This is a genomic window from Ferdinandcohnia sp. SAFN-114 (assembly GCF_059415045.1).
Genome location: NZ_JBPFDQ010000121.1, coordinates 1 through 12,331, shown reverse-complemented (window position 1 = coordinate 12,331; position 12,331 = coordinate 1). Strand labels below are relative to the sequence as shown.

General features: G+C 38.0%; 10 protein-coding genes and 2 pseudogenes. All 12 read right to left on the bottom strand.

Annotated features, from left to right (window positions below; translation table 11 throughout):
• Positions 1–90 precede the first annotated feature (90 nt).
• Positions 91–330, bottom strand: coding sequence for a 30S ribosomal protein S18 (gene rpsR / locus ACR65M_RS24665; protein ID WP_010677416.1), 240 nt, complete (start codon positions 328–330; stop codon positions 91–93).
• A 247-nt stretch (positions 331–577) separates the two neighbouring features.
• Positions 578–769, bottom strand: coding sequence for a hypothetical protein (locus tag ACR65M_RS24660; protein ID WP_278891765.1), 192 nt, complete (start codon positions 767–769; stop codon positions 578–580).
• Between the two features lie 141 nt (positions 770–910).
• Complete coding sequence (locus tag ACR65M_RS24655; protein WP_278891766.1) at positions 911–1,351, bottom strand: DUF6262 family protein; 441 nt, start codon at positions 1,349–1,351, stop codon at positions 911–913.
• The gene (locus ACR65M_RS24650) at positions 1,341–2,948 is read right to left on the bottom strand and encodes a tyrosine-type recombinase/integrase (RefSeq protein WP_440274674.1); all 1,608 of its coding nucleotides are present in this window, start codon (positions 2,946–2,948) and stop codon (positions 1,341–1,343) included. Before ACR65M_RS24650 ends, ACR65M_RS24655 begins: the two co-directional genes overlap by 11 nt.
• Positions 2,945–4,384 (bottom strand): tyrosine-type recombinase/integrase, encoded by a 1,440-nt coding sequence (locus tag ACR65M_RS24645; protein WP_440274673.1) that lies wholly within the window; start codon positions 4,382–4,384, stop codon positions 2,945–2,947. The genes ACR65M_RS24650 and ACR65M_RS24645 overlap by 4 nt, the downstream gene beginning before the upstream one ends.
• Positions 4,377–5,486 carry a tyrosine-type recombinase/integrase gene (locus ACR65M_RS24640; RefSeq protein WP_440274672.1) on the bottom strand — a complete coding sequence of 370 codons (1,110 nt, stop codon included), beginning with the start codon at positions 5,484–5,486 and terminating at the stop codon, positions 4,377–4,379. Before ACR65M_RS24640 ends, ACR65M_RS24645 begins: the two co-directional genes overlap by 8 nt.
• 255 nt (positions 5,487–5,741) lie before the next feature.
• Positions 5,742–6,074, bottom strand: coding sequence for a single stranded DNA-binding domain-containing protein (locus ACR65M_RS24635; RefSeq protein WP_440274671.1), 333 nt, complete (start codon positions 6,072–6,074; stop codon positions 5,742–5,744).
• 126 nt (positions 6,075–6,200) lie between these two features.
• On the bottom strand, positions 6,201–8,009 hold the full coding sequence (ltrA, locus tag ACR65M_RS24630; protein WP_440274670.1) for a group II intron reverse transcriptase/maturase: 1,809 nt from the start codon (positions 8,007–8,009) through the stop codon (positions 6,201–6,203).
• 555 nt (positions 8,010–8,564) lie between these two features.
• Positions 8,565–8,717 (bottom strand): annotated as a pseudogene (locus tag ACR65M_RS24625) (single-stranded DNA-binding protein); the annotation flags it as partial.
• A gap of 176 nt (positions 8,718–8,893) precedes the next feature.
• Positions 8,894–10,789 carry a group II intron reverse transcriptase/maturase gene (gene ltrA / locus ACR65M_RS24620; RefSeq protein ID WP_440274669.1) on the bottom strand — a complete coding sequence of 632 codons (1,896 nt, stop codon included), beginning with the start codon at positions 10,787–10,789 and terminating at the stop codon, positions 8,894–8,896.
• Positions 10,790–11,578: 789 nt separating this feature from the next.
• A pseudogene (gene ssbA / locus ACR65M_RS24615) lies at positions 11,579–11,731 on the bottom strand (single-stranded DNA-binding protein SsbA); the annotation flags it as partial.
• 53 nt (positions 11,732–11,784) lie between these two features.
• On the bottom strand, positions 11,785–12,072 hold the full coding sequence (gene rpsF / locus ACR65M_RS24610) for a 30S ribosomal protein S6 (RefSeq protein ID WP_341333442.1): 288 nt from the start codon (positions 12,070–12,072) through the stop codon (positions 11,785–11,787).
• Positions 12,073–12,331: the final 259 nt, after the last annotated feature.

Here is a 12,331-nt window from a genome sequence, read left to right as displayed (position 1 = left end):
AAATTAATGAAAAAGTGTTAAATTTAATATGGATAGGTGTTTTATATATGTCTCATTTGGCTAGGTCAGTTCAATCATCGCTTTTCTTTATTATTCACCAGATACATATGGTAATAATGCCATTTGACGAGCACGTTTAATAGCAACTGTTAATTTACGTTGGTATTTTGCGCTTGTACCTGTTACACGACGAGGTAAAATTTTACCACGTTCAGAAACGAATTTTTTAAGTAAATCTACTTCTTTATAATCGATGTGTGTAATTCCATTAGCTGTGAAGTAACACACTTTACGACGCTTTGCACGTCCACCTTTACGTCCGCCTGCCATTGATTTTCCCTCCTTTTAAGTGTTGATTATATGATTGACTTACAAGTTAGAATGGAAGTTATGCCCACTCTAACGTGTGTAATCTTTGGTATTCCAAAGGGTAAGGTTATTATACCATAATTCGTGTGTAATCTATACCTTAAATTGTTCCCTGATTTCAGAGGTTTTAGACGTTACGAATTATTTTAGGTGATATTAAAACACACGCTTTTCGTATTAATTGTTTCAAGTAAAATAGTAGCCTTTATCAGTTTAAATATTTCGCACCGAAGGCAAAGTAAATTAATGCTGAAACAATAATAATACCTGAAAAGAATAATGTTTTATTGAGCTTAGACCAATTTTTCATCCAACCCCAACGTTTACCATTAACATCAAGCCAATAAACATCCACAAGCAGTGCTATAAGAATTATCAACACGAATGCAAAGTAGCTCATAAAGTATATACCCCCAATCTATTCTCTTATCCAGAGCGATTATAAAGTTATTCACTTAATATCTAAATAATTCCTGCTATGATAAACTTGTTTCATTCAGAAACAATATATCCCAACTTACAGACAAAATTTGATACTACGTTATTTATGGGGTAAATTCACTACTTTAAGATTAGCCTGTGAATATAATTTATCTTCCAAGTCAGCGATCCGATTTTGTAAATCAGTAACTTTCTTAGTGAGAATAGCATTTTGCTCTAAGATCATTTTCTTATCTTCTACAAGCTCCTTATTCTTCTCTCTAAGACGTTTTATCTGCTCTGCTTGGCTTGAACCCTTTGGTTTACGTTCTTCCCTTTTAGAACTGTTTAAATCGCTTTGTAGCGATTGTGTTTCCTCTATCATTGCCTTTAGATCAGGTCGATTATAAATTGTCTTTCGTGATATATTTGCCTTCTCACTAACACTTTTGATGGTTATAGGATCTTTACCCTTCTTCAACTTTTCAAGAGCTTCTATGACCTTCTCTGTCGTTCTGAGCCTATTTTGCTCTGCCAGAGTTAGTTTTTTCTCATTCGTCATGTTTAGCACCTGCCACTTCTAAAAGAGCCTCTTGGAATTCCTTCTCTGCCAGTTTCTCTTGTAAATCCGAAACATATTTTTCTAACATCCCTTGCTGAAAACGAAGTTTTGTTGTGTAAATGCTCTTATCATTATCAAGAGTATTTAATTCTTGTTCGACTCTTTCGAGCCTTGCTTCGTAAACAGGCAAGTGTCTTGCGGATGCTATGAATTCATGACAGCCCAAGCATACTCCATCTTGTTCGCAAGGTTCACCACGCATTGGGTGATGTAAACACATACCATGAGGTAATAGCTCTATCTTTAATGCTCTTCGCATTTTATCAACTTGATCAGTAGTAAGTCCTTTAAACGGATTTTCTTCGCCTTCCAATGATTCCAGTACGATTTTATTAGTCGTTGTCACTGGAACTTCACCTGATAAAATATCCTTGATAACCTCTTGTTTTTGTCCCTTGGTATGGTCATAAGTCTCAGTCATCATAATAGACTTATGATTCATCATTTCAGCTACATCGTGGAGTTTCATTCCACCTTTAAGGGCATAAGTCGCAAATATATGTCTGAAATAGTGTTGTGTTAGTTTTAAAAGATTTCCCTTTTCATCACGCAGATCGTGCTTTTTAATAAAAGGATTTAATCTTTTTGCTGTCCAGTTAGAGTGACTCGCAATGGTGATTGGATCTTTTCTTCTGTTTGTATAAGTTAAGAAGAGATACGGTTCACCAAACTGCCTTATTAAAGGCTTTGAGTGTTTCTCTAAGGCTCTAATTGCTTCAACTACTATTTCATTCGCAGGTCTTGTTACCCGTTCTGGTGTTTTTTGTGTTTTCGAAGTCAGATAAGTTATTTGGTACTCACCGTTTATAACACTTAAACAGCCTTCTTGAATTAGTACAACTTCGCTTATACGAAGGCCTAACTGAGTGGAAAGAAGAATACTTGCAGAAGTAAGGACATCCTCACCCTTTTCAAGCTGTTCTCTTGCCGTTTTAATTAGCCTGTTAATAACTTCTTCTTCGGGTAGAACCTTGTTGGTTACACCAAACTTCGTACCCTCTTTAAGTGTTTTGTTATTAATGATTAATTCATTGTATATGCTGTTTATTTTGGTAGTGTTTGTCGGCACTTCCCAATCTCTTTGACCGCCTCGAATTAACAATTCTTTTACCACTTGTGCCGATTTTTTAATACTCATTGGACTAAGAGGTGTTCCTCTTTCACTAATGGCTTTAAGCAAGTATTGAAAGTATTCTCGGATCGTGTTGTCCGTAAAGTCTTGAAATGACTCAATACTATGATTTTCATTTAAAAAATCAACAAGTTGCTTAAATGCTGAATGCTTCCGTTTCACCGAATTGAAACCGTTCATGAGTAATTCCGAATGAATATACTTTTTAATCGTAATCTTGATAGATTCCCATTGACTAAAAGAAGTAAAGTCTATTCGAAATTTGGCATCATTCCAATGTGGAGCTTCCACAAAGCCTTTAAAGTCCCAAATATCATCTGAGAACTTGTTATTGCCACAACGAGCCTCTTTTACAGATTTAGACGGTGTGTAATCAACCAAAGGCAAGTTATTGTTCATTGTCATTTGACCATCACCCCTTGTTGAAGGGCTTCTAAACGGCTGACAATCACTTCTAAAGCCTTCTCAGTCTCGTTTAAGAGGTAATCACTACCCATGAGGTCTTGTGCCATATATCGTTCCTTATCTGCCCTTATACGCTCCAAATGATCCTTATGAACTTCAAGGAATTCAGGAGTGGTAATAAACTTCGGGCAAAATAAACAAGCATTTGGCTTTTTACAATTTACAACCTTTTTGTTTATCGGTTTAGCACATACACCATCTGGAAGCTGTGCCATTAAGCGTTTTTCGGTATCAAGTTTTTTGCCATTTTCATCTACAATGTCATCAACCTTACGTTCTACGAGTCCAATAAAACCAATCTTTTTATACTCTTTCGTGAGTTTGTCATTTCGGACTTTGGCATATAGGCGAGTAGAGTGCATCGACTCATGCCCCAAATACTGCATAACTTCAAACGTACTTAGACCGTTATTTAGAAGATCGGTTCCAATTTGATGACGGAATTGATGATACGTTATTACCGCCAAATCACCGTTGCTGTCCCTAATATCAAAACGTTTGATAAACTTATCTCTCAACCAATCTCTTGCAGTAACTTGTCTCAAAGGCTTATATTTCTTGTTTATAGGTTGAAAATAATAAAATAATTTATCGGTCTTCAATTCAGAACGAAGTTCTTCCGTAGCTTGAATTAACATTTTAATTGCTACCGAAACCTCTTTGCTAACAGGAATGAACCTTTCGGTCTCATTTTTGGAACTAACTACTTCCAGAAGATATTTCTTCATTAAATCTCTTCGTAGACAGTCTTTATTTAAGTTCAAAGCCTCTGTTAAACGTACTCCTGTATGTCTAACAACAGTAATTAAAGTCCAAAGAACAACATCATTTAAGCATTCTAAAGTTGGCTGTAATGTTGATTTCATTTGGCGAAGTGAAGAATCAATCGAATCCATTACATCATCATCTATAAGCATACTTTTCAACGAGTCCTCTGTTTGTAAAGTACGTTGTTCAGTCCCATCAAACACTTCGTATTGTGGGAATCCATCCCACTCAAAGAGTTGACCATGCTTAATATGATGTTTCAGTGAAGCTAACGATATAGCTCTCGTTTGTGGTTTATTCACATTTGCCAATAAGTAGTGAATGAATCCTTCTACAATATCAAATGTAAGTTCCTCAAACGTATCAAGAACAATATCATAACCCTCTAAATACTCAAAGAATACCTCTAATGAATAGTTGTATCTGTGTAATGTTGAGAGTTTAAGCCTACCAATTGTAATAGACTCCTTTGTAATCTTCTTAATCGTTTCCTTAAACCATTCATTCGGTAAAAAATCAAACCGAAATGTGTAAGGAGACAAATCCTCACTTGCAGGAAACACCCAAGTGTCTTTACTCATATCAATAAGAGGAAGTACATTAGTCAAGCGAATCACCCCTCTTACTTTCTAAATAACGCTCATGAGCCATTGCTAATGTCTTAACAGAAGGCTTTGCGTATTTAGCAGTAGTAGCGATGCTCTGATGTCCTAATCGTTCTCTTATGACATTTACATCCACTCCAATATCTTGTAACTCAGAAGCATGAGTATGTCTCAAAGAATGTGGTGTCAAACGGAAGTAATCAATACCACTTTCCACTTGAATATCATTTAACACATCTTCCACCGAGGTTCTACCAATCGGTTCCCCTAAATTACTCTTAGAGTGTGACACAAAGATATAATCAATATCATCTTTTTGAGGGCGATGGAATAGTACATAATCCTCTAATGCCTGTAACAATTTCCATGACACAGGTATGGTTCTTTCACCTGTTTTCAATTGTCTATCAAGGGGTTCATTCTCCCTCTCAATTAGATAAATATTCCCTGTTTTCTCTGTTGGATCAGGATAGTCATAATCACTGATTCTAAGGTGTAATAGCTCAGACACCCTAAATCCCGTTTCATATAATACTCGAAACATCAACTTATTCCGAAACATTAAGGACTCGTTTTCCCCCCAAAGCCTATCTATAGCTTGGTAATACTTCTGCACCGTATTAGAATATAGCCTCTTTCTGTCACTCTTCTTTTTTAACTTTCTTCTAAAGTAACTTTGAAGACCTTTATCCCAATTCTTCGTTACATGACGTAAATAACCTATGTTCTGATGTGGTGCATAGCCTCTGACTTTGACTAATGGTGATTCTTCTACAAATCCCCCAATAGCTTCAAAGTGCCTGAAAAACGAGCTTAACGTAGCCAAGTATCTATTAAGCGTTGCAGGGGCAACTCTTCCACTTGGTTTTCTGCTGTCGATGTATTCAATGAAACTGGTTATGGATGACGGCTTCACCTCATAGAATTTTAACCCTTCCCGTTCAAGCCATAGATAGAAGATCTTTAAATCATCTAAATAGCTTTTTACCGTATTAGGTGACAATCCTTTGCTTTCCAGAGTATTCGTAAAATCTAAAACCTCTGAAATAATCCTCATGTTAGAATCCACTAACACATAGGATGACAGGGTTTTTTCAACCTTCAAGGCACTCCCCTCCACTCAAAGGAGAAAGGCAAATAGCCCCCTCCATATCAGAATTACACATTACACACAGTATAACATATAATCCCCCTGAGCAGTGAGAGTTTTCAATAGATTACACACACAAAATTCAAAGGTGTAAATAATCCTCCAAATCCCTTGAAATACCTTTTAAAGATTACACACTGTTAAAAAGACACAATCCCTTGATACATAAGGTGTTTAATGCAATTTACACATTACACACACTTACACTTCTCAAAATGGAAGATCATCATCTGAAATATCGATAGGTTGTCCATCATTTGCAAATGGATCTTGGTCTACTCTTGTAGGTCCTTGGTTTTGATTTGGGTTCTGATTCTGTCCAAATGGAGAATAGCCGCCTTGGCCTTGGTTACCTTGGTTACCGCCAAAACCACCTTGATTGCCACCATAGCTGCCTTGATTACCGCCATAGCCACCGCCAAAGTTTCCTCCACCGCTACGCTGTTGGTCATTTGCATTTCTTGGTTCAAGGAATTGAACACTTTCTGCTACAACCTCAGTAACATAGTAGGATAAGAACCCAGCGCCTTTCTTAAATTCCATCTTCTCGTTCATCTAGTCATATGTGCTATACGAACTTGAAATTAGTGATGTCTTTAAGTAGGTTTCCAAGAACTCTCCCCCGAACCATACGTACACCTCTCAATGTATATGGCTCTCCACTTATTGTTAGTCTAGTAACCCTCTGTGCAGTTTTTTGTGGCATGGTATGCACAAAGCAAGAGTTTTTCGGTTTCTTGCTATCATGTGTTTTTCCCATTGTTTTTTCCCTTCAAGTGCATTTAATTTTCGCACATGATGAATTTCAACTGGGTTATTTTCACTTCCACACCATTCACATTTTCCTGCTTTTAATCTGTCGATTAGGCTCGTTGTTGAGCTATATCTTAGATTGTTGGGTATAACGTCAACCTCGGGTTTTGCTAATGTTTCACTTTTTCCTATCGGTTCGTTGTGGAAGAAGCAAATCTTTTCTCCCTTTTTGGTATTGTACTTAATACCGATTTCACCGTGTACATTGAACTTTTCCGCCATTTTGGATGCTGTTGATTTGTACTTATTTGCATAAGTCTTTAGCAAACTCCATCTCATCCAGAATCTAAAATCGTTCAACATGTGAACATCACTAGCTAACCTGTAATAGTTATACAGACCCCTTATTTCTGCATTGTATACTGAAATAATTTCTAGGTCATCGTTATTGACAAGGTATCTTCTATGCATAGCCTTAAAGCTTTTCTTATCTTTTGCGTATTTAATCGCGCCGATTTGAAATAACTTATTAATCCAAGTCTCTTTAGGGAGTGATAGGTTGACCGCATTGTTATATCTTCTCATTGATACTCCATTCTTATCTTTACTCGAATTATCATTCTTTCCGATATGAACTTCGTATCCTAAGAATTTGGCTTTAGAACTCGCATGTGTAATCAATGTCTTTTCTTGAGAGAGCGATAAGTTGAGTTTTTCTGTGAGAAAGACCGTTAGGTCTGCCTTTATCTGTTCTGCTTCCTTTTTGCTACCGATGACTGATATTAAGAAGTCATCTGCATATCTTACGTATTGGATACGTCTGAAGCTTTTGTCAAAAGGGTCGGTACAAGGGAGTTTGTCGATTTCTTTTCTCAATTTCTTGATATTTTCAATCGCCTTTTCCCTTTCTTCTTCACTTAGAGTTTCTTCAACTTCTTTGAATTTCTTTCTCGCTCTGTAAAGTCTCTGAGAAGCCATTTTGTATTCATGGGACCTTTTCCGTTTCTTACCCTTATCAAACTTTTCCTTGTATTCTTCGACATATCTGTCTAATTCATTCAAGTATATGTTTGCTAAGATAGGACTGATTATTCCACCCTGTGGGGTGCCACTGTAAGTGTTGTTGAATTGCCAATCCTCTATATATCCCGCTTTAAGGAATTTCCAGATGAGATTGATGAACCTTTCATCCTTTATTCTTCTTCTTAGGATATTGATAAGAACGTGATGGTCTATGTTATCGAAGAAACCTTCGATGTCACCTTCGATCCACCATTTAGCACCAGTGAATGTTGCTTGCACTTGTTCTAGAGCTGTATGACAGCTTCTATTTGGTCTAAACCCATGCGACCTATCCGAGAAATGTTTGTCGTATATACTGTTTAGTATCATTCTTAATACTTCCTGAACCAATTTGTCATCTATCGACGGTATACCCAGAGGTCTCAACTTTCCGTTTTTCTTAGGAATGTAGGTTCTCCTGGCTGGGTTTGGTTGATAGCTTTGGTCTTGAAGCTTATTTATGATTTTTTCTATACGACTTAGGCTCATTCCATCTATTGTCTTTCCGTCTGACCCTTCTGTCATATTCCCTTCTTTCGCATAGATATTATCGTATGCTATTAGATAGAAGTCTTTGTTAAAAAGGTTTCGATATAGACGATGGAATACATAGTTTTCATCCTTGCCCTCTAGACTGTTCAATACTACCTGTGGATTTCTCATGTGCCTCACGCACCTTTCCATATTAGGTATTGAACAAATAAGCTGTTCCCCTTCGCCATGTAATAGGCTTTCCCTATTTCGGACTACTACGGGAACTCCGTTGCCTTATTGGATATTCAAACATCTAAAAGTTATAGCCCTTACGAGCGTTCCAACTTAGGCAATCCCCATTCAACGTAATGAATATAGCGTCTAATGTAATGTCGGTTGCACCTTTCATCCTTTTATACCTATGGTATATAGCCGAGTTTGGTTCGTAATCGAATGAGCACCGAGTCTAATTACTCATTCCCAAACTCACATAACGTGTATAGCCATCTTTCGTTATGGGTGGCATTGTTCCGCTTCGGATTAGTGTTCAAGCAGTTTAGCCTTCAACCTCGTTTACATTAATCTTTTCACCTTGCGATTCAGTTGTGAACTGATGACTATTCAACTTACCGCTTTACAACCATGCTACACTCCCCATCAGGTTTCCCATCCGGATAAGGTTGTTGGTGAATGACCTGACAATTTCGTTGGAAATTGTCACTAAGTTACGAATTGGTCATCTGCTTACGCTACAAGCAGGTTATTCACTACGCCCGATGGGCGCACTACGCGTTTGCCATCCTGGCCTTCATAATTTCTTGTTTGAAGACGACCATCAACGCCTGCTAAGCTGCCCTTCTTCAAGAAGTTTGCAACATTCTCAGCTGGTCGGCGCCATACAAATGGTGATAGGTCACTCTTTGAAGTTATCTCTAAGCTTTCCCCCACCCCACACCGTACGTGCGATTTTCACCGCATACGGCGTTCCATCGACTAGAGTTAAGTGTGCATACTACATCAGAACCCTACTGTAGTGTTTTCAGCACCCTTTGTGACTAAGTAACCCTCGCGAGTTAAGAAGCCTCGTGTGTATCTATCCTCGCCTTAGCTAATTTCTCTCGATACTTCTCAATCTTCTTCATAGTTTTAGCGTCTTTTTCCACATTACTCAAATAATGAATAATTGAGTGACATGACTTGCAGATTGTTGCAAGGTTCATGACTTTATTTACCTCATTAAGTGGTAAATAAGGATTAATATGATGGCAATGAACGTTAAAACCAGCAACGACTTCCTTACAGCATTTGCACTTGCCTTTATCCCTGTTAAAAGCGTACTCTCTATTCATCATATATTCGAAGTTATAGAGCTTGTCGTTCTTCTTCTTTGGGAACAATTGGTGCAGAGCAGTTAGTTTCAGGTCACTCACGTTATAGACCGTAGGTCTAAGTAGACGTTGTTGCTTTCCTGAAGCTTTCACATAAAGTTCTCGACCTAAATCAGTATATGGAGTCATATTCTGGTTGAAGTTGAGTGCCTTTCTGCTCGCTGTAAAGCTAAACCTTGTTATACCGATGTTCACGTCATCCACATTGATGAAATATACCTGAGTATTTTTATCTTTGTGTCTGTCGATTCGATTGTTGAGGTTTTTAGCAGGAAGACGCATTTTCTTCCAGTCATGCCCATATATTTTTCTAAAAGTCTTGAACGCTCTGTAATCAATCTTAGCGTCATGCTTTTTCATTAGGAAACTGGAGTTTCCTATACTGTAATAGTTGCTTATTCCGACTATTTTAGAGTTTATCAACTCAATGTGAGCCGCTCTATCATGGTCGTGTTTGAAGACTTGAAGTTTGTTGATTTCTTTAAGAACCTCGTTGACCTTCTTATTTAAATTATTCCTATTCGGAATAGCCTTACCCACAATAATATCCTTCATCCTTGCTTTTTCAGCAATGATGTCGAAACCAAGAAATTTTATAGGTTTCTTTCTAACATCAGTAATGACAGTCTTTTCAGCGGAAAGTTCTAGCTTCAATACGTGTTTGAGGTATTTATATGCCACATTTAGAACTTGTTCAGCTCTTTCCTGTGAATCGCACAAAATAACCCAATCATCTGCATATCTAACTAGCCAACATGGTGTGTGACCACCATTTCTCAGATAGCGATGTTTATTCTTTTCTGTGACCCTAGAAGAAGCATAGTGCTCTTCCCAAAGGTTGGCAACCATCCAATCAAAGCCATTTAAGTAGATATTGGCTAAAACCGGGGAGATAATGCCCCCTTGCGGAGTCCCTAGTTCACTGTCAAAGAATACACCGTCATCCATAATTCCCGCCTTGAGCATCTTCTTGATTATAGATAGATACCTCTTATCCTTGATACCCATTCCCCACATAATTTCAATTAGCTTGTTGTGGTTAATGTTGTCGAAGAAGCTTTTGATGTCTCCTTCAATGACATAGTAGAAGTTGTTCCTTCTGATAAGGTCGATGATCCTCGCGATAGCATGTTCCGTAGACCGATAAGGTCTGAAACCGTAGCTATGTTTGAAGAATTTCGCTTCTACAATGGGTTCAATTACCATTCGGGCGATTTCTTGTATAATGCGGTCGAGCATGGTGGGTATGCCCAGAGGTCGTTCCTTTCCGTTCCCTTTAGGGATATATTCCCTTCTAACAGGTAGAGGGCGGTAGTTATTGATTGCCTTCCTTATTATACCTATGAGTTTCCTACTTGGCATTTGTAAGTAGTAATCAATATCCTTGGAATCTACACCTACTGTTTTACTTCCTTTATTAGATTTAATGTTGTGAACGGCAGACAGAATTGTTTGCTCGTTCTTCATCATCTCAATGAGGTTGTAAAATGGCTCATCACCGTTTTTAGATAGGTCATACATTCTATCGAGTGTTGAAATTAACTCAATCTCGCTCTTTATCTCTTGTCCTTTAACCTTCATACCATCATATCCTTTCGATTGAAAACCGAGAGTATCATGATGAGAATGAATTAACTGTTTGACTCCCACTCTAACCTAAATGGTTAGGGTTCGTTTAGACAAGAGAAAGATACACATTTATCTCTAGACTACTGGTCCCCTTCGCTCCACAGGCATTACCCTGTTTCGTCACTACTACAGGACCGCTGCCACTCCGCAACATCTCAGACGGTGTTCATTCGCACCTTGATGAAGCGGAGCTTCCCAAGTTCCCTTTATTCTATCCCTTATTTTACAATCCCTTAGATGCCAGCTTTACACCGACGGATTTAACTAACCTAGAACTTCCTCGAACTGGTTAGTTCAACTTATAAGGAACTGCGACCCTTATAAGAGGTTGTAATGAGAACGTAGAACCCATTACAATTTCCGTATTATCCTTCCACTTGCTACCATAAGAAGGGCTTCATTCACGATGCGTACATACGCTGATTCCCGTTAGGTCATCATAGGACTGTTTTTAAAGACCACCGCTCCATATAGTCGTTTGGTAGAACGACATCAGGCTACGACCTCACCTAGCTTCGCACCTCATATAGAATGAATATATGAAGCACGTAGGGGTATTATGGACTAGACTAATGAGGATTTGTCTAGGGTAAGGATTTCACTTACCTATTCGAATAAAGAGTTGAACCTTTCTCAATAAATAACTTCTATAGTATTACGTGAGTAATTGATGAAGTTATATATGATGAAAGGCGCTCGCTTTTCGCCTGTAAACTAGGCTTATGCGAAACTTGGCGCACCGCAATTAATGAAGTCAGCTTCACGTTCACCTGACTGATTCGTAAATGCTCGATTCACTGCGAGCGTGAAGGTTGCTACCGCAACTCCACTTGGTGTATATCGTAATTCAGGGTCTTTTGTAAGTCTCCCTACAAGAACTACGCGATTCATCATCAGAACCATCTCCTAACAGGATATTCAAACAGAGCCTATACTCTAATAAATTCTTATGCTTCTTCTTTAACAACGATATGACGGATAATGTCTTCGTTGATCTTCGCTAAACGATCGAATTCGTTTACTGCTTCAGCGTTTGACATTACGTTAAGAATCATGTAGTAACCATCGCGGAAATCATTGATTTCATATGCTAAACGGCGCTTACCCCATTCTTTTACGTTTGTAATCTCCGCACCATTGTCAGTTAAAACGCCATTAAAACGCTCAACTAAAGCCTTTTTCGCTTCATCATCAATGTTTGGACGGATGATATACATAACTTCGTATTTTCTCATCACGTTACACCTCCTTTTGGACTAACGGCCCTTTTACCTAAAAAGGGCAAGGAGCAATTATTTCAATTACTCACAGAAAAATATTATAGCACATAAAAAAATCGTAGGCAAGAACTGTTTCAACAACGGATTATTAGCTCAATTGAAAAAATAAATAAAAAGGGCTTGAGTAAGTTAGCTTACTCTGGACTAACCTAAAATAGTGAGACAATATAAAACACCTCCAAAATGGCAATACTTGAGATAAGTATTGTGACAT

Coding starts and splice junctions, on each gene's coding strand:
- rpsR (WP_010677416.1), bottom strand. CDS start 330: ATGGCAGGCGGACGTAAAGGTGGACGTGCAAAGCGTCGTAAAGTGTGT.
- ACR65M_RS24660 (WP_278891765.1), bottom strand. CDS start 769: ATGAGCTACTTTGCATTCGTGTTGATAATTCTTATAGCACTGCTTGTG.
- ACR65M_RS24655 (WP_278891766.1), bottom strand. CDS start 1,351: ATGACGAATGAGAAAAAACTAACTCTGGCAGAGCAAAATAGGCTCAGA.
- ACR65M_RS24650 (WP_440274674.1), bottom strand. CDS start 2,948: ATGACAATGAACAATAACTTGCCTTTGGTTGATTACACACCGTCTAAA.
- ACR65M_RS24635 (WP_440274671.1), bottom strand. CDS start 6,074: ATGGAATTTAAGAAAGGCGCTGGGTTCTTATCCTACTATGTTACTGAG.
- ltrA (WP_440274670.1), bottom strand. CDS start 8,009: ATGAGAAATCCACAGGTAGTATTGAACAGTCTAGAGGGCAAGGATGAA.
- ltrA (WP_440274669.1), bottom strand. CDS start 10,789: ATGAAGGTTAAAGGACAAGAGATAAAGAGCGAGATTGAGTTAATTTCA.
- rpsF (WP_341333442.1), bottom strand. CDS start 12,072: ATGAGAAAATACGAAGTTATGTATATCATCCGTCCAAACATTGATGAT.